This is a genomic window from Sinomonas sp. ASV486, assembly GCF_030908215.1.
GTDB classification, from domain to species: domain Bacteria; phylum Actinomycetota; class Actinomycetes; order Actinomycetales; family Micrococcaceae; genus Sinomonas; species Sinomonas puerhi.
Genome location: NZ_JAVFJK010000002.1, coordinates 112,086 through 128,922, shown reverse-complemented (window position 1 = coordinate 128,922; position 16,837 = coordinate 112,086). Strand labels below are relative to the sequence as shown.

Annotated in this window: 15 protein-coding genes; 4 read left to right on the top strand and 11 right to left on the bottom strand. The window is 69.6% G+C overall.

The features are described from left to right. Positions 1-15: 15 nt before the first annotated feature. From RBS60_RS03300 to ald, 3 genes are all read right to left on the bottom strand, one after another. Positions 16-1,413, bottom strand: a complete 1,398-nt coding sequence (locus RBS60_RS03300; RefSeq protein ID WP_307956097.1) for an MBL fold metallo-hydrolase — start codon at positions 1,411-1,413, stop codon at positions 16-18. Between the two features lie 144 nt (positions 1,414-1,557). After that, positions 1,558-2,133, bottom strand: a complete 576-nt coding sequence (locus tag RBS60_RS03295; protein ID WP_307956095.1) for an NADPH-dependent FMN reductase — start codon at positions 2,131-2,133, stop codon at positions 1,558-1,560. A 157-nt stretch (positions 2,134-2,290) separates the two neighbouring features. Then, positions 2,291-3,409, bottom strand: coding sequence for an alanine dehydrogenase (ald, locus tag RBS60_RS03290; RefSeq protein ID WP_307956094.1), 1,119 nt, complete (start codon positions 3,407-3,409; stop codon positions 2,291-2,293). Positions 3,410-3,641: 232 nt separating this feature from the next. On the opposite strand from ald, the gene RBS60_RS03285 reads away from it, so the two are divergent. After that, positions 3,642-4,838 (top strand): helix-turn-helix domain-containing protein, encoded by a 1,197-nt coding sequence (locus RBS60_RS03285; protein ID WP_307956093.1) that lies wholly within the window; start codon positions 3,642-3,644, stop codon positions 4,836-4,838. Between the two features lie 88 nt (positions 4,839-4,926). Here the strand turns inward: RBS60_RS03285 and RBS60_RS03280 are convergent, their stop codons facing one another. Together RBS60_RS03280 and RBS60_RS03275 are read right to left on the bottom strand one after the other, a co-directional pair. Continuing rightward, positions 4,927-5,301 carry a helix-turn-helix domain-containing protein gene (locus RBS60_RS03280; protein ID WP_307956092.1) on the bottom strand — a complete coding sequence of 125 codons (375 nt, stop codon included), beginning with the start codon at positions 5,299-5,301 and terminating at the stop codon, positions 4,927-4,929. 333 nt (positions 5,302-5,634) lie between these two features. Then, positions 5,635-7,101 (bottom strand): amino acid permease, encoded by a 1,467-nt coding sequence (locus RBS60_RS03275; protein WP_307956091.1) that lies wholly within the window; start codon positions 7,099-7,101, stop codon positions 5,635-5,637. Between the two features lie 239 nt (positions 7,102-7,340). Here RBS60_RS03275 and RBS60_RS03270 point away from each other — a divergent pair, with 239 nt between their 5' ends. Beyond that, entirely contained in the window at positions 7,341-7,559 is a 219-nt protein-coding gene (locus RBS60_RS03270) for a hypothetical protein (protein WP_307956090.1), read from the top strand. A 125-nt stretch (positions 7,560-7,684) separates the two neighbouring features. On the opposite strand, the gene RBS60_RS03265 is transcribed toward RBS60_RS03270, so the two are convergent. The 6 genes from RBS60_RS03265 to RBS60_RS03240 form a co-directional block, all read right to left on the bottom strand. Then, positions 7,685-8,809: a cation diffusion facilitator family transporter gene (locus RBS60_RS03265; protein WP_307956089.1), complete on the bottom strand. Its 1,125-nt coding sequence runs from the start codon at positions 8,807-8,809 to the stop codon at positions 7,685-7,687. Then, the gene (locus tag RBS60_RS03260; protein WP_307956088.1) at positions 8,806-9,168 is read right to left on the bottom strand and encodes a metalloregulator ArsR/SmtB family transcription factor; all 363 of its coding nucleotides are present in this window, start codon (positions 9,166-9,168) and stop codon (positions 8,806-8,808) included. The genes RBS60_RS03265 and RBS60_RS03260 overlap by 4 nt, the downstream gene beginning before the upstream one ends. A gap of 60 nt (positions 9,169-9,228) precedes the next feature. Beyond that, positions 9,229-11,355: a 4-alpha-glucanotransferase gene (gene malQ / locus RBS60_RS03255; RefSeq protein ID WP_307956087.1), complete on the bottom strand. Its 2,127-nt coding sequence runs from the start codon at positions 11,353-11,355 to the stop codon at positions 9,229-9,231. 207 nt (positions 11,356-11,562) lie between these two features. Beyond that, positions 11,563-12,033 (bottom strand): DUF3237 domain-containing protein, encoded by a 471-nt coding sequence (locus RBS60_RS03250; RefSeq protein WP_307956086.1) that lies wholly within the window; start codon positions 12,031-12,033, stop codon positions 11,563-11,565. A 19-nt stretch (positions 12,034-12,052) separates the two neighbouring features. Continuing rightward, positions 12,053-13,813 (bottom strand): CocE/NonD family hydrolase, encoded by a 1,761-nt coding sequence (locus RBS60_RS03245; protein ID WP_307956085.1) that lies wholly within the window; start codon positions 13,811-13,813, stop codon positions 12,053-12,055. 3 nt (positions 13,814-13,816) lie between these two features. Continuing rightward, complete coding sequence (locus tag RBS60_RS03240; protein WP_307956084.1) at positions 13,817-15,157, bottom strand: MFS transporter; 1,341 nt, start codon at positions 15,155-15,157, stop codon at positions 13,817-13,819. 125 nt (positions 15,158-15,282) lie between these two features. On the opposite strand from RBS60_RS03240, the gene RBS60_RS03235 reads away from it, so the two are divergent. Together RBS60_RS03235 and RBS60_RS03230 are read left to right on the top strand one after the other, a co-directional pair. Continuing rightward, positions 15,283-16,188 (top strand): PaaX family transcriptional regulator C-terminal domain-containing protein, encoded by a 906-nt coding sequence (locus RBS60_RS03235; protein WP_307956083.1) that lies wholly within the window; start codon positions 15,283-15,285, stop codon positions 16,186-16,188. Positions 16,189-16,198: 10 nt separating this feature from the next. Beyond that, positions 16,199-16,720 carry an ATP-binding protein gene (locus RBS60_RS03230; RefSeq protein WP_307956082.1) on the top strand — a complete coding sequence of 174 codons (522 nt, stop codon included), beginning with the start codon at positions 16,199-16,201 and terminating at the stop codon, positions 16,718-16,720. Positions 16,721-16,837: the final 117 nt, after the last annotated feature.

Below are 16,837 nucleotides of genomic sequence, written 5' to 3'. Positions count from 1 at the left end.
AGCCCAGAGTGCTTCTCAGCGTGGATGGGCAAGGTCCACGGTCTCGAGGTGCTCGGGGACGCGGGCGCGCCACCCGAGCTCGTGCTGGATGCGGCGCCGCAGGGTGTCCGAGGCGCCGACCTCGCCGTGCGTCACGTAGACCATTTTCGGCGCGCGTGGGCACGTGCCCATCCAGCGCATGATCTCGTCGCCGTCTGCGTGTGCGGAGAGGTTGTCCAGACTCACGACTTCCGCGCGGATCGGCACGTCCCGGCCGTAGATGCGCAGGCTCGTCGCGCCGTCGAGCAGGGAGGCCCCGCGCGTCCCGCCGGCCTGGTAGCCGCTGAGCACGATTGCGTTCTTCGGGTCTTCTCCGTACGCCTCGACGTGGTGCAGCACGCGTCCGCCCGTGAGCATGCCCGACGCGGAGATGATGACCATCGGGCCGCCACGGAGGTTCAGCAGGCGCGAATCGTCGGCGTCGCGGACCATCTGGGGGAGCGCGTACATCTCGCGGAACTCCCGCTCGTTCAGCCGGTGCTCCTCGGGGTACTTCTGGTAGAGCTCCGTGGCATCCACGGCCATCGGGCTGTTGAGGTAGATCGGGATGTCCGGGATCCTGTCGCGGCGCCGCAGCCGCGCGAGGTGCAGCATGAGCGTCTCCGCCCGTCCCACCGCGAACGCGGCGATCACCACGACCCCGTTGCGCTTCGCAACGCGTCGCACGACGTCGCCCAGCGCCTCCGTGGGATCGTTCCGGGGATGTGCCCGGTCGCCGTAGGTCGACTCGGTGACGAGCACGTCCGTCGGCTCGAGGGGCGCGGGCGGCTTCATGAGCGGATCGTCCTCGCGTCCGAGGTCCCCCGTGAAGTGGACCGAGGACCTCTCGGCTCCGGTGCCTGCGGTGACGTGCACCTGGGATGCGCCGAGAATGTGTCCCGCCGGGATGAACCGCACTTCGAGTCCGGGCCCGAGCCGGAGCGGCTCGCGGAACTCGTGCGGGTGGAAGTACGCGAGCGAATCGACTGCGTCCCGGGCCGTGTACAGGGGCTGCGGATCGCTGTGCCGCGACGAGCCGCGCATCCGGGCCGTCTCTGCCTCTTCCTCCTGGAGGTGCCCGCTATCCGGCAGGAGGAGCGTGCACAGGTCCGCGGTTCCGGGAGTGGAGTACACCGGACCGCGGAATCCGCGCTTCACGAGGGCAGGGATGTAGCCCGAGTGGTCGAGATGGGCGTGGGTGAGCACGACGGCGTCGATCGACTCGGGCGGGACAGGCAGGGGCGCTCGGTTGCGCTCGCGCAGCTTCTTGTAGCCCTGGAAGAGGCCGCAGTCGACGAGGACCCGCTTGTCCCCGTGCTCGAGGAGGTACCGGGAACCGGTGACCGTATCCGTGGCGCCGAAGAAGCTCAGGTGCGTCCCGCCGTCGTGCGTCATGGCGAAATGCTAGGTGTGCCGACCGCCTGCGGCTACTGTCCAAAGACCCCACAGACGTCTGAAGGTCATGTCCTGGGAGCCACCTCAAGTGACCCCCAGGACATGACCCTCAGAAGATGACCTTCAGATGAGCCTGGTGCGGCGTCAGTTGGCCGAAGCGACCTCGGCCACGGCGACCGGGGCGGCGAGCGCGGTCAGGACGGACTTGATGCCCTCGACGACCTCAGAGTCATCCTTCGGCTCCACCTCGGCGAAGCGCGAGTAGGAGGCGCCGATCGCGAGCTTGGCGTCCTCGAGGACCTCGGCGCCGGCGATCTTGAGGGACTTGCGGACGTCGTCGTGTGCCCAGACGCCACCGAACTGGCCGGCGGAGGTACCGATCACGGCCGCCTTCGTGCCGGTTGCGGAGGAGGCGCCGAACGGGCGGGAGATCCAGTCGATCGCGTTGTTGAGCACGGCCGGCATCGTGCCGTTGTACTCGGGGCTGACGAAGAGGACGCCGTCCGCGGCGGCGACCGCGGCGCGGAGCTCGGCGGCCTTGGCCGGGACCTTGCCCTCGACGTCGAGGTCCTCGTTGTAGAACGGGATCTCCTCGAGGCCCTCGAACGTGCTCACGACGGTGCCCTCGGGGGCGGCCGCGGCGGCCACCTCGGCGAACTTGCTGTTGACGGACTCAGCGCGCAGGCTGCCGACGAGGGTCAGGATGGTGTTCTCGGCCAAGGGGGCTCCTTACAGATTCGATGACCCGCACCAGCGCGGGCACTTCTGTGATGTGTCAACTTCCTGAGGTCGGGAGGCATTCCCCATCCGCTGTGTGGTCTTGGCCACAACGCACGACGGCGCCCCCGGGTAGGGGGCGCCGCCGTGCCGGCCGGGATCAGGCCGGGACGACCTCGTGCCAGTCGCTCTGGAGCGGCAGCCCGAGCGCCTCCGAGACCGAACGGTGGACGACCTTCCCTGCGGCGACGTTGAGGCCGGCAGCCAGAACCTCGTCCTTCTCGAGGGCAGCCTTGACCCCGAGGTCCGCGAGCTGGATGCCGTAGCGGAGCGTGACGTTGGTGAGCGCGTAGGTGGACGTGTTCGGCACGGCACCTGGCATGTTCGCGACGCAGTAGAAGATCGAGTTGTGCACGAGGAACGTGGGGTCCTGGTGCGTGGTGGGGTGCGAGTCCTCGAAGCAGCCGCCCTGGTCGATCGCGATGTCCACGAGCACGCTGCCGGGCTTCATCCGGGCCACCAGCTCGTTGGTCACCAGCTTCGGCGCCTTCGCGCCGGGGATCAGGACGGAACCGATCACGAGATCGGCCTCGACGAGTGACTTCTCGATCTCGTACTTGTTCGACGCGACCGTCTTGAGGCGCCCGCCGTAGAGGGCGTCCAGCTCGGTGAGCCGGGGGATGTTGATGTCGAGGATGGTGACATCGGCACCGAGGCCCATCGCGACGACGGCGGCGTTCGTGCCCGCCACGCCCGCACCGAGCACAACGACCTTGGCCGGTCGGACCCCCGGCACGCCTCCGAGGAGGATGCCCTTGCCGCCGTTCGGGGCAAGGAGCGACTGGGCGCCGACCTGAACCGACAGGCGGCCGGCGACCTCGGACATCGGGGCGAGGAGCGGCAGCCGGCGGCCATCCTGGACCGTCTCGTAGGCGATCGCGGTGACGCCGGAATCGAGCAGGGCGCGGGTGAGCTCCGGCTCGGCGGCAAGGTGGAGGTACGTGAAGAGGATGAGGCCCTTGCGGAAGTTGCGGTACTCGGAGGCGATCGGCTCCTTGACCTTCATGACCATGTCGGCGCGGGCCCACACGTCCGCGGCGTCCGTGACGAGCTCGGCACCGGCAACGTGGTACTCGTCATCGGTGATGCCTGAGGCGACGCCCGCGCCGCGCTCGATCAGCACGGTGTGGCCGTGGGCCACGAACTCGTGCACTCCTGCGGCCGTCATGGCCACGCGGAACTCGTTGTTCTTGATTTCCTTGGGGACTCCGATGATCACTTTCGTCTCCGATTGCTCGAGGGGCCGGTAGGCCTCTGTTCCCTTACCGGGGGGCCGTTCGCTGGTACTTCAAGCGTAGGCCCGCTTGTGAGGCGTGTTACAGACACGGTGGCGGACGCATGGCGGACTTCCCCGGATTTCCGCGGATTTCGGCATCTCCGATGCGACAGCTGTCTGATGATGGAGCGGCAGTTGTCTCCTCGTGTGGTCCGCGACACCGTATGCTGGAGCAGTGCGTCATGGCGTCGAAGATCTGGTGGAAGCGGCGGCAGCCAAGCTCGGGCGCGGGCTGAGCGTCGAGGACCTCGATGGCCTGCTCATCGCGTACTCGTCCAACCAGGCCCAGGCCGACCCCGTGCGGGTGAATTTCCTCCTCTCTAAGCGGCTCCCCGCGGACGTCCAGGCGTGGCAGCTCTCGCACGGCATCGCCACAGCCGTCCGCCCCGTCACCGTCCCGGCGAACCCCGATCTCGGCATGTACGGCCGGGTGTGCGTGCCCCTGCTCGTGCGCGGCTTCCGGGTCGGCTACCTGTGGGTCCAGCAGGCCGCAGACGAGGAGACCTCGGCGGAGATCCTCTCCGCCCTGCCCGGCATCCGCCTCGAGCTTGAGCTCATCGGAGGGCTGCTCCTCGAGTCCAACACGGCGGAGTCCGATCACCGGCGCCGGCGCGAGGCCGAGTTCCTGGCCGCGGCGGCCGGCGACAAGTCGGCGCTCGCGGCCATCGCGGGATGGCGGGAGGTCCACGGCCACGCTCCGTGGCAGGTTGTGGTGCTCCTCGACCCGGATGGCGTCACGCCGCAGGACCCGCAGGCCGCGGTCGTGGCCACCAGCACGGCGGCGATGCAGGCCACGGCCGGCATCGACCCGGCCCTGTTCACGGCCGGAGTCGAGACGCACGCCGTCGTGCTGTTCGCCGGCACCCCGGCCCGTGCGAGCCATGCAGCCGTCCTCACGCACTACGAACGCGAGCTGGCCAAACGCTCCGGCCGGCCCGCGGGACGCGTGCTCGTGGGCATCAGCGAGCCGTTCACGACGCTCCGCGGCCTCGGCGAGGCCTACACGCAGGCCAAGATCGCTGCGCAGGCTGCCGCCGTCGATCCCGCACTCGGCGAGCTCGTGGACGTGCGGGCCGTCGGCGCCTACCAGCTCATGGGCACGCTCGCGGCTGAGCCGACCAGCGTCTACTTCTCGATCCTCGAGGCCGAGGACCGCAACGGGGAGCTCCTGCCTGTCCTCGAGATGCTCTATGACTCCGACGGCGCCGTGCAGACCGTCGCGGACCGCCTCCACGTGCATCGCTCGACCGTCTACCACCGGCTCGCACGGGTTCGGAAGATCATCCGTGCCGAGCCGCTGACCGGCCGCGTGCGGCTCGAGCTGCACCTCGCGCTGAAGGCGAGGCGCTGGGCGGGCCGCCCGCGCATCTGACCCCTCAGGTCCCGACGATGCGGAGTCATGTCTCGACGATGCGGGGTCACCTCGCAACGATGCGGGGTCATGTCCCGACGATGCGGGGTCAGGTCCCCTGGGACTTTTTCTGCCCGGCCACCCACGCGAGCACGTCCTCGCACCGGATCCTCCGATGCGATCCCCGGTACTGCACGGGCCAGATGCCCGCGTCGGTCAGCTTGCGCACGTAGGAGTGGCTGATTCCCGCGAGGTCGGCGGCCTGCGCGACCGTCAGGACGTCCTCCGCGCTGCTCACCGTCACGGCCTCGCCGCGGGCGAACCGCGCGAGCAGATCGCGGACCGCCTCGTCCACGGGGCCAGCGAGGCGGTGCGCCGTGCCGTCCACGAACAGCGAGACGTCCCGCGCCGCGAGCGCGTCGGCCAGTCTGGCTGCTTCGGCAGGCTCGAGGGCCGGGGTAGTGCGCGGGGCGAAGCGGCTCATGCGCTCAGCGTAGCGGGACCGGAGTCATCCGAAACCTCTGAGGGCAGCCGGGCCTTGACCCCGCCGGTCTCAGGCCGAGTATTGCATCATCGCCTGCTCTGGCCCGCGTCTCCTTGCTCGGTCACGCAAGGGGGATGCGGGCCAGGCAAGGGGGACGTGGGCCAGGCAAGGGATGCGGCCCAACGAGGCGCGTCTGACGCACGCACCGCGGGATGGGCCGGGTTGAGCACGACGACGGGTGACCGGCTCGCGTGAGCCGGCCACCCGCCGTCGTGCGCACCCGCAATGGCCTGGGCCGCGGGACCCGCCCTGGAATCGGGCGGGGTGAAACGGTCAGACCGTGACCTTGGCCTCCTCGGCGAGGGTCTCGTGGTGGTTGACGATCCGGGCCTGGTGGACCGGCGACTTCTTGACGAACTGCCAGGCCACGCCCAGGACGATGAACCAGAGCGGGGTCACGAGGAGGGCGGTGAACGTGTCCGGCTGGGTGGTCAGCGCCCAGACGAGGAACGCGAAGAACGCGAACACGATCCACACCATCACGCGCCCACCGGGCATCTTGTACTTCGAGGCCGCGTGAAGCTCGGGGCGGCGCTTGAGGAACGCGAGGTAGCTGACCAGGATCATCGACCAGACGAACATGAAGCACACGGCGGAGACGGTGGTGACCATGTCGAAGGCCTCGCCGATGTCCTTGCCCGAGTAGAGGAGCACGAGGCTTGAGAGCAGGAGCACGCCCGAGAGGAAGAGGGCGTTCTGCGGCACCTTGCGCTTGGAGAGCTTGCCGAACAGTGCTGGCGCGTCGCCCTCCTGGGCGAGGCCGAAGACCATGCGCGAGGTCGAGTAGATGCCTGAGTTGGCGCTCGACATGGCGGAGGTGAGGACCACGAGGTTCACAATCGTCGCGGCGGCACCGAGCCCTGCGAGGGAGAACATGCCGATGAAGGGCGAATGGCCCGCCTTGAACTCCATCCAGGGGGTGACCGACATGAGGATCACAAGCGCGCCGACGTAGAACAGGCCCACGCGGATGGGGATGGCGTTGATGGCCATGGGGAGGTTCTTCTCGGGGCTCTTGGTCTCGGCGGCGGCGGTGCCGACGAGCTCAATGCCAGTGAAGGCGAAGACCGCGATCTGGAAGCCTGCGACGAAGCCCATGAACTCCTTCGGGAAGAATCCGCCGTGGTCCCACATGTTGCTGAAGGAAGCGGTGCCCGCGTTCGAGGTGAAGCCCGAGAAGATCATGAAGAGGCCCGTGGCGATGAGGGCCACAATGGCGACGATCTTGATGAGCGCGAACCAGAACTCGACCTCGCCGAAGGCCTTGACCGTAGGCAGGTTCAGGGCGAGGAGGACGACGATGGTGGCGATGCCGGGAACCCACACCGGGATGCCTGGCCACAGCTCGTTCGCGTAGCCGGCGATCGCGACGACATCCGCGACACCCGTGACGACCCAGCAGAACCAGTAGGTCCATCCGGTGAAGAAGCTGGCCCACGGGCCGAGGAGGTCGCCGGCGAAGTCGGAGAAGGACTTGTAGTTGAGGTTGCTCAGGAGCAGCTCGCCCATGGCCCTCATGACGAAGAACAGCATGAAGCCGATGATCATGTAGACGAAGATCACGGACGGGCCAGCCACCGAGATGGTCTTGCCGGAACCCATGAACAGGCCGGTGCCGATGGCGCCGCCGATTGCGAGCAGCTGGATGTGGCGGTTCGAGAGACCGCGGGCGAGGTGCGGTTCCTCAACGTGGCTCGACACTGAGCCAGACGGGATCCGGGATGAGTTGGGCGTTGTCATAATGCGCAGACCTTCGCAGTAATGCCTTCAATGTGATCCCTCTAACAGGGGCGCCTCTAGCCTACAGCGCGACCTGTGTGGCCCTTGCCATACAGAGTGTCCGAATGATCACACCGATGATGCGACAAATGTCGTATCGATCAAGGCTTGATCGGACTTGGGAGGGGGTTCGTGCATTTGTTGGACGTTTCGTTGACTGCGTACGCTTTACTGTCACTCTTCGGAGGCTAGGAGGTCTCATGTCCAGCGGCAGTCATGCCCACGATTCACTCACCGTTGTTGTCGGCGCCGCCCACGAGCTCGATTCCGCGCTCGGAAGCGCGATCGGAACGCTCCAGAAGCGCGCCGCCACGAGCCCATGCTGCGGCATCCTCGTGACCCGCGAGGCGGCAGGCGAGTACACCGTCGCCCTCGACGACAGCGTCCCCTACGGGATCACGCAGGAGCGCTGCGCCTGAATCGGGCGCGGGCCTGAACCGGCCACGCCCGCAAGCGGGCGAAGTACGACGGCGCGCGGCACCTTCCCCACGGAAGGCGCCGCGCGCCGTCGTCGTTCTCGCGGTGGCCCGAGGCTCCGCCCCGGTCAGCCCGCAGTCGTCGTGACAGTGATCTCCTCGACGTTAGGCAGCGCGTGGGCTAGCCGGTGCGCCGCGTCGCCGCGCACGACGTCGGCGCTCGCCACCGTGGTCGCCGCACCGACCCGGACGGTTGCCGAGCCGTGGAGGCGGTGCCCGATCCAGCGGAGCTGGACGCGCTCGATCCCCGTGACGCCGGGCGTATGCTCGAGCGCGTGCTCGGCGCGGTGGACCAGCTCGGGGTCCACGCCGTCGAGCAGCCGCTGGCCCAGGCTCTTGACCGTCCCCCACAGGAGGACGAAGATCGCGGCGCTGATGAGCAGGCCGATGATGGGGTCCGCGAGTGGGAACCCGAGCATGACGCCCGCAGCGCCGACCACCACCGCGAGGGACGTGAAGCCGTCCGTCCGCGCGTGGATTCCGTCCGCGACGAGGGCTGCCGAGCCGATGCGGCGCCCCACGTTGATCCGGTAGGCCGCGACGGCCTCGTTGCCCGCGAAGCCGACGACCCCGGCCGCCATGACCCACCACAGGTTCTCGAGGGGCTGGGGGTGGATGATGCGGTCGACCGACTGCCACGCCGCGACGACCGCCGAGAGCGCGACGACCACGATGATGAAGAGCCCCGCGAGGTCCTCGGCCTTGCCGAGCCCGTACGTGTAGCGCCTCGTGGCCGGGCGGCGGGCCAAGAGGAACGCGACCCACAGGGGGAGCGCGGTCAGGGCGTCGGAGAAGTTGTGGACCGTGTCCGCCAGGAGCGCGACCGACCCGCTGACGAGCACGACGGCGAACTGGAGCACCGTGGTGCCCAGGAGCACGAACAGGCTGATCTTGAGCGCGCGCACGCCCTCCGAGCTGGCCTCGAGTGCGTCGTCGATCGAGTCCGAGGAATCGTGGGTGTGGGGGACGAAGAACTCCTTGAGCGCGCCGAGGAAGCCATGACCGTGTGCGTGCGCGTGATCGTGCGAGTGGTCGTGTCCGTGATCGTGGCCGTGCGCGTGTCCGTGGTCGTGATCGTGCGAGTGGTCGTGATCCTGGTCGTGATGGGCGTCCCGCGCGGCGTGCTCTGCGCCGTCGTGCGCGGGATGGCCCGCAGGGGAGTGGGTGTGGGTGTGGTCGTGCGGCGCGCTCATGCTCCCGCCCTCTCTGTGTGGTGGTGGCGGGGGTGGGCGTCGAGGGCGTGCTCAGCCTGGAAGATCGCGTCGGAGACGAGCGTGCTCGCGTGCTCGTTCTCGAGGCGGTAGAAGACTCGCGTGCCTTCCTGCCGCGTCGAGACTATCCGTGCGAGGCGCATCTTCGCGAGGTGCTGCGAGACGGCGGCGGGGGACTTGCCCACGGCCTCGGCGAGGTCGTTCACGCTGCGTTCGCCCTCGCGCAGGGCGAGGACGATCCGGATGCGCGTCGCGTCTGCGAGCATCGAGAAGATCTCGACGGCGAGCTCGACGTACCCGCTGTCGACGTCGAGTCCGCACACCTTCTTATCTGCATTCATACGCAGATTATTTCACGGAACGCGGGCGGAATCCCGCGGACCGGAGCAGGTCGGGTGCCGTTAGCCGTCCACCGCGCTGCGCATCACCGCGAGGAGTGAGGCGAAGCGCGGATTGCGGCGCAGGTCGTCGAGGAGGATGCCGTTGCCATCGGCGCCCGTGAGGGGAATGCGCCAGTTCGGATGCTCGAGGTAGGTGCCGGGCTGGTTCTGCGTGCGCCTGTCGCCGACCGCATCCACGAGCGCGACGCCGAGCAGGGACGAGGGCGTGAGCGCTGTCAGCTCGTACAGCGCCTCGATGACGCGCTGCTCGTCGGCGAGGCTGACCTCCGCTGGGAGCAGTCCGCGCTCGCGGAGGAGCCCGAGGACGCCGTCGATCTCGGCCTCGGCGGCGGCGAGCTCCTCCTCGACGGAGCGCTCGAGCAGTCCCAGTGTTTCGCGGAGCCGCACGTGCTCGCCCGCGAGGTAGCCCGCGGTCGGCGGGAGGTCATGGGTGTTCACGCTCGTGAGGCACGCCTGCCTGTACTTCTCCGGCGCGAGGGGGCGCTCGCCGTCGTACTCGAACCACAGGATCGAGGTGCCGAAGATCCCCCGCTCGGCCAGGTAGTCCCGCACCCACGGCTCGAAGACGCCCAGATCCTCGCCGATCACGATCGCGCCGGCGCGCTGGGCCTCGAGCGCGAGGATGCCCACGAGCGCCTCGTGGTCGTAGTGGACGTACGCGCCATCGCCGGGCAGTGCGCCCTCCGGGACCCACCAGAGGCGGAAGAGCCCGAGGACGTGGTCCACGCGGATCCCCCCGGCGTGCCGGAGGATGGTGCGCAGCATGTCCCGGTACGCCGCGTAGCCCGACTCGGCCAGACGCACGGGGTGCCAGGGCGGCTGGCTCCAGTTCTGCCCCTGCTGGTTGTACATGTCCGGCGGCGCCCCGACCGCGACGCCGCGGGCCAGGACGTCCGCCAGCACCCATGCGTCGGCGCCGTCGGGCCGCACGCCCACGGCGAGGTCGTGCAGCAGGCCGATCTCCATGCCGGCCGCCCGCGCGGTGCGCTGGGCCGCGTCGAGCTGCTCGTCGCTGACCCACTGGAGCCAGCGGTGGAAGTCGATCCGGTCCGCGAGCTGCTCCCGGAGGAGGTCCGCCCTCGCGCTGGCAGGCGGCGGCCACGCGTCCTCGTGCAGACCGGGTCCGTCGGGCCGCTCGGCGAGCGCGCACCAGAGCGCGAAGTCGTCCAGGCCCGGCCCAGCGCCGTCGCAGAACCGGCGGTACGCGTCCTCGCGTGCGCGGCTCCGGGGAACCCGCCAGATCATGTCGAGGGCCTCGAGCTTGGCGGTGTAGGAGGCGTTGCGGTCCAGGAGGTCTGTCGAGGCGTTCGACGCCGCGAACTCGCCCGCCAGTGCCTCGACCTCCGCGCGGTCCTCCCCGGTGAGATATGCGTAGTCGGGGATGTCCTCGACCCGGAGATAGAGCGGGTTGACGAACCGCCGGGTGGTGGGCAGGTAGGGGGAGTCCTCGATGGGCGGTGCCGGCTCGGCCGCGTGCAACGGGTTGACGAGGACGAAGCTCGCGCCCTCGGCCGCTCCAATGGCGGCGAGGTCGCCGAGGTCCGCGAAGTCACCGACGCCCCACGAGCGGGACGACCGCACCGAGTAGAGCTGGCCCATGAGGCCCCATCTTTGGCGGTCCGCGAGGCGGTCTGTCGTGGTGAGACGGTCTGGCGTGACCACGAGGGTGGCCTCGGCGGTGCCTCCCTCGTTCTGGGCGTGGAGGGTGTGCCAGCCGAGGGGGAGGCCCTCGGGAAGGAGGAAGGCAGCGCGACCGGTGAGGACGCCGTCGACCGTCCTCGGCTCGTCCCAGTTCTCGACCTGCAGGGCAGGGTATTCGGTGCCGTCCTCCGCCGTCACCCAGACCGAGACCGCGCTCCCGTGCGGAATGTGTGCGAGCACCGTGGTGTCGTGGCCCTCGCGGGCCACCGTGGTCGGAGGGAGGACGCGGCGCCATGCGGCCAGGTCGGCGTCCTCGAGCGCGGCGCGCATCTCCTCGGCGGACCCCGCGGGTACGCCGAGCGCGCCGAGCACGGACCTCAGGGTCTGTGGCGACACTTCCTTCAGGGCCCCGCCCCAGCCCCAGAACGACGTCGCCACACCGTGCCGACCGGCCAATTCGCGCAGGAGATCGTCTGCATCCGCCATGCCTTCACCCTATGCGGGCTGGCTCGGACTGCAACATCGCGGCTCGCCGACGGCGGGTGCCCCCGTGGGGCCCGTCAGCGCGGCGGGGCGACTCAGTGCGGCGCGGCGACCGCCCGGAACCGGATCGGGAGTTCGGGCAGTCGCAGCGGGCCATGGGGCCGTCGCCCTCGCGCACGAGGAAATCGCCGGCGGTCTAGGCCGAAGCTACTAGGCGACGGCGAAGGTGTGGACGACGACGCGGTCGGGATACCGCTCGCCGGTTCCCACGAAGAGCGTCCGGTTGACCCAGTCCCATCGCGGGGCCGAGCTCCTCAGCCGGGGCGCACACCGGAAGTAGACCTCGGCCGGGTCCACCGGCTCGCCGCGCGCTATCCGGCCCAGCGCCTCGGCGGAGCCGGCGCGGATTGCGGCGTTGTCAACGGAGACGATGGCGCCGTCCTCCGTCTCGATCGCATAGCGCGCCTCAAGCTGCGAGAGCTGCGGGGTGTGGAGGATCTGGAAGTCGGCGCCTCCCGGGAGCACTCGCCCGCTGAGCCGTGGGCCGGACACGGTGCCGCCCGTGATCGGGATGATCCTCCGGTGCCCCTCGGGCGTGGGGCCCACATCGATCGGGTCGGCGATGAGGACAGAGAGGGTTCCGACGTACTCGAGCGCGGGCGGCTGTGGTGTCTGGGCCATGGCTAGGACAGTACCTGCGTCATGCAAGTTCTCCCCGCCGTTCAAGGACCCCGAACGTGATCCGGCTTGGCGCCCCGGCCCCGAGGTGGAGCCGCTGGTGTGCCACCACGGTGTCGGACGAGTCGAAGGCCCTCGCCCCCGTGTTGAGGTTCCTGTCCCACCGGGGGTGGCAGCTCGACGTGACCTGGATGCGGATCCTGTCGCCGGCGGCGAACGTGCACGCGGTGGACCACAGGCTGATCGTGTACTCCTCGACTGCTCCCGGCGTGAGGGGACGCCGCGGCATCCCGGCCCGGAAGACGCCGTCGTGCGCGCACGCGTCCCGCCATGAGGCGCGCACGATCCCGTCCGCGAGGGCCACCGAGCGGCCGTCCGGCGTGACGCGGCACAGCCGCACCACGAAATCCGTATCGACGGCCGACGACGACGCGTACAGGTGCGCTGTCACGTCGCCGAAGACGGTGAGTGCCTCCCCGAGGGGCTCGCCAGTGAAGGTCAGGACGTCGTCGCGGGCCTCGACGGCGGACTGCTCGGCCGGGCCCGGGAAGTCCGCACCGAGGTGCATCGTCGAGCCGCCGGTCGAGGGGACCGGGTCGAGCGGATCGTAGCTGTACGACGCCGATGCCTCCACGCCGGGCGCCTCACCGAGGGCACCGGCCGAGGAGAGGAACAGCTCGCGCCGCTGGGAGGGCTCGGGCAGCTCGTCGAACCCTTGCCACCGGTCCTCGCCCATGACGTACACGAGCACCGGCGGCATGGCGGGCTCGGGGCCGTCCGCGAGGGCGTGGCGGAACCACTCCCCGTGGATCGAGGAGAGGTCCCCGTAGGCGCCGACGGCCGCGGACGAGGCACCCGCGAACGCCGTGTCGGGGAACAGCGCCGTGAAGCTCGCGTGGCTCCAAGGCCCGATGATGAGGCGCGGCCGCGGGACGGCAGGGTCCTGACGGGACGCCTCGAGCTGGAGCCGGTACTGGCCGAGGGTGTTGGGCAGGAAGATGTCGAACCACCCGCCGATGTGGAGTGTGGGCAGCGGGACGGGCTCGGAGACGGGCCAGTTCCAGGCCGCCGACGCCTCCCCGCCCGGATCGGCACCGGTCGAGGGGATGATGTGCGACTCCATGAACGTGCCCGCGCGGGACTTGAGGTCGGTGAGCGGGAGCGTGCGGTAGGCCGTGCCGTCGGCGAACGAGGCGTCCAGCGCGCGCCAGGCCTCCAGCTCGAGGCGCAGGCGCTCGGGGTCGCCGGCGAACTCGCGGCGGATGGTGTCGAGGGAGATCGAGCCGTGTCCCCAGCTCAGCCGCGAGCCGAGCTCGAACGCCCCGCCCCGGAAGAGCGCTCCGTTGTCCGCACTGCCGGCAGCGCAGACCCCCGGTGCAAGGGCTCCGAGGCCGTGCGGGGCGCGCCGGGCGGCTCGCCACTGCGACTCGCCGAAGTACGAGCGGCCCCACATGCCCACCCTGCCCGAGGAGTACGGGAGGCGGGCTGCCCACTCGACAGCCTCGGCGCCGTCGTCCGCCTCCTGCTCGCCCGGACGGAACTCGCCGTCCGAGCCGAACCGGCCGCGCACGTCCTGGAGGATCACCACGAAGCCCGCGGCGGCGACCGTAGCCGGGTTGAAGTAGGCAGAGTTGACGGACAGGTCCCGCCCGTACGGCGTCCGCGTCATCAGCACGGGGAAGCGCTCGCCCTCGGCCACAGGCCGGTAGACGGTGGAGCGGAGGATGGTGCCGTCGCTGAGCAGGGTTTCGACGTCGTTCTCGATGAGGATGCTGCGGGCCACGGTTCAGGCCCCAGTCCGCGCGCCGAGATCGTGGGTGTCGACCCTGTAGGTCTCACGGACCCAGACGAGGGTGACGAGCGCTGAGATGCCGCAGCAGATGGCGGTGAAGACGGCCACCGGCACCCATCCGTCAGGGCCCGGACGCACGACGGCGGCGGCGATCGTGGGCGCGAAGCCGGTCACGATGAGGCCGAGCTGGGACGAGACGGCGGCGCCGGAGTAACGGATCCGGGTGGGGAACATCTCGGCGACGATGGCGGGGCCGAGCGGGTTCACCATGCCGTAGCCGACCACCATGACGACGATCTGGGTGGCGAAGACGAGCGGCACGCTGCCCTGCGAGATGGACCAGAAGTACGCGAAGATCGACGCCGCGCAGATCACGTTGCCGGTGATGAAGACGGGCTTGCGGCCGATCCGGTCAGCGAGGATCCCGAAGAGCGGCTGGGCCACGAGGGCGAGGGCTGCGGTGACGATTGTGGCTGCGAGCATGATGCTGCTCGAGACGAGGTGGTTGTTCGTGGCGTAGGAGAGGCTGAAGGCCGAGACGATCGTGGACACGACGGCCCACACCCCGAAGATGACGACCTTGATCACCGTGGGCCAGTAGTCCCGCAGCACGACCTTGAGCGGAAGCTCGTGGGATTTCTCTGCGCCGCGCGCCTCCTCGAACAGCTCGGCCTCCGGAAGGCGGCGGCGGATCACGAAGCCGGCCACGGCGACGCCGATGCTCGCGAGGAACGGAAGACGCCATCCCCACGCGACGAGGTCGGCCTGCGGCATGAGCGAGACGAGCAGGAAGGCGAGCGAGGCCAGCATGATGCCCGCCGCGGCGCCCGTGTTGACCCAGCTTGCGAAGAACGCGCGCCGGCCCGAAGGGGCATGCTCGAGGGAGAGCGTGACGGCGCCGACCGATTCGCCGGCTGCCGAGATGCCCTGGACCACGCGCAGGAGCACGAGCAGGATCGGCGCGGCGGCCCCGATCGCGGCCGTGGGCGGAAGGCAGCCGATGAGGAACGTCGCGAGGCCCATCGAGACGAGGGTGAAGACGAGCATCTGCTTCCGGCCGATCCGGTCGCCGAAGTGGCCGATGAACCCCGCGGCGAAAGGACGGACCACGTAGCCGATGCCGAGGGTGGCCATCGAGAGGAACTGGCCGAGGAGCGGGTCGATGCCCGGGAAGAAGATCTTGTTGAAGATCAGGGCTGAGGCCGAGCCGTAGATGAAGAAGTCGTAGTACTCGAGCGTGCTTCCGGCGAAGCTCGCCATGGCGGCCTTGCGTGCGTGCTGCCCTGGGGCGTGGGCAGCCACGGCGCTGGCTGCGGAGGTGGGGCCGGCGGTCATGCGGGTCTCCTGGAGGACGACGGTGTCAGGGAATGTGGTGCGCGTCACCAATACCAATCGTTGCGTTAAAACACGCGAGCGTCAATAAAACTGCAAAGTTTCTTCCTGACTGGGAGGATGGAGGGGTGCGCTATGACGGACAGGGGCGGGCTGGCGCCGCCATCGTCGACTTCCCCCGGCCCCAGCGCGGGGGCACGAGCCAGCACCTCCTCGTGACCCTGCTCGGCGAGTTCTGGCGGAGCACTGACCTGTGGCTCCCCACCCGGGCGATCGTCCGGCTCGCCGGGGATGTGGGGCTCAGCCGTTCCGCCGTCACGACTGCCCTGAGTCGGCTTGCTGCGCGGGGAGTCCTCGAGAACGACGGCGGGGGGCGGGCTTCGCGGTACCGCTTCACCGCGGAGGCACGCGCCAGGCTCGTCATTGGTGCCCGTCAGGTGGGCCAATTCGGGGACCCCGGGATCCCATGGGATCGGTTCTGGACCGCGGTGGCCTTCTCGGTCCCCGAGTCGGAGCGCGAGATCCGCGAGGCATTCCGGGCACGCCTCAAGTGGCTCGGGTTCGCCCCCGTCTACGGCGCGCTCTGGTTCTCGCCGCGCGACCGGATGGACCAGGTGCGGGAGGTCGCCCAGGGATACGGGGTCGAGGACTACATGGCGTTCCGCGTCGAGGACGGGGGGTTCGAGGGCCGGCGCCCGGCCATCGTCGACACCGCCGAGCCGCCCCGGCGCTACGCCGAGTTCGCTGATGCGAACGAGGCGGCCCTCGAGCGGATCCGCGCCGGGGCCGTCGGGCCGGCGGAGGGGTTCCGTCTGCGGATCGAGGTCCTGGACGAGTGGCGTGCCTTCCCCTGGGACGATCCGGGGATGCCGTACGAGCTCCTCCCGGACGACTGGCCGCTCCTGCGCGCCCGGGAGTCGTTCGTGGCCATCTTCGAGGCGACGGCGCCCCTCGTGGAGCGCCATGTCCGCACGGTCCTCGGCGAGTCTGCCCCTGAGGCGCTGGCCGGTGTCGTCGTTCCCGCGATGCTGTGAGGGCCGCGTCGTGACGAACTGGTACGTCATCACCGGAGGGCCCAGCTCGGGCAAGACGACCACGGTCAACCTGCTCAAGGAGCGCGGCTATGCGACCACCATCGAGGATGCGAGGCACTACATCGACCTCCAGCGGCTCGGTGGGCGCACCGTCGAGGAGATCCGCGCGCGCCAGGCGGAGTTCCAGCGCAACGTGCTCGCGATCGAGATCGAGCAGGAGGGGCGCCTCGATCCGGAGCAGATAGTCTTCCTCGACCGGGCCATCCCCGACTCGCTCGCCTACTACCGGTTCCTCCACCTCGAGCCGGAGCCCGCGCTCCTTCAGGCGCTCGAGCGCGTCAACTATCGGAAGGTGTTCGTGCTCGATCTCCTCCCCATGGTCAACGACTACGCGCGGACCGAGGACGCCGCGGCGCAGCAGCAGATCCACGAGCTGATCACCGACGTCTACATGGCCCTGCCGTTCCCCGTGGTGAAGGTCCCGCCCCTCGAGGCCTCCGCCCGTGTCGACTACATCCTGGCGAGACTGTAGACGCGCCACCTTGCGAAAACATACCCCCTAGGGGTATGTTCGAAGTGCTGCCAGCGATGCACACGGTCCGCCAGCCGCTACCGTCGATCGCCCCACAGCCCGAACTCATCCGCACTG

What these genes read in the sequence shown, in the direction of transcription:
- RBS60_RS03275 (WP_307956091.1), bottom strand. Translation starts at nt 7,101, where the DNA reads ATGACAACGCCCAACTCATCCCGGATCCCGTCTGGCTCAGTGTCGAGC.
- RBS60_RS03300 (WP_307956097.1), bottom strand. Translation starts at nt 1,413, where the DNA reads ATGACGCACGACGGCGGGACGCACCTGAGCTTCTTCGGCGCCACGGAT.
- RBS60_RS03270 (WP_307956090.1), top strand. Translation starts at nt 7,341, where the DNA reads ATGTCCAGCGGCAGTCATGCCCACGATTCACTCACCGTTGTTGTCGGC.
- RBS60_RS03240 (WP_307956084.1), bottom strand. Translation starts at nt 15,157, where the DNA reads ATGACCGCCGGCCCCACCTCCGCAGCCAGCGCCGTGGCTGCCCACGCC.
- RBS60_RS03260 (WP_307956088.1), bottom strand. Translation starts at nt 9,168, where the DNA reads ATGAATGCAGATAAGAAGGTGTGCGGACTCGACGTCGACAGCGGGTAC.
- malQ (WP_307956087.1), bottom strand. Translation starts at nt 11,355, where the DNA reads ATGGCGGATGCAGACGATCTCCTGCGCGAATTGGCCGGTCGGCACGGT.
- RBS60_RS03265 (WP_307956089.1), bottom strand. Translation starts at nt 8,809, where the DNA reads ATGAGCGCGCCGCACGACCACACCCACACCCACTCCCCTGCGGGCCAT.
- RBS60_RS03250 (WP_307956086.1), bottom strand. Translation starts at nt 12,033, where the DNA reads ATGGCCCAGACACCACAGCCGCCCGCGCTCGAGTACGTCGGAACCCTC.
- RBS60_RS03280 (WP_307956092.1), bottom strand. Translation starts at nt 5,301, where the DNA reads ATGAGCCGCTTCGCCCCGCGCACTACCCCGGCCCTCGAGCCTGCCGAA.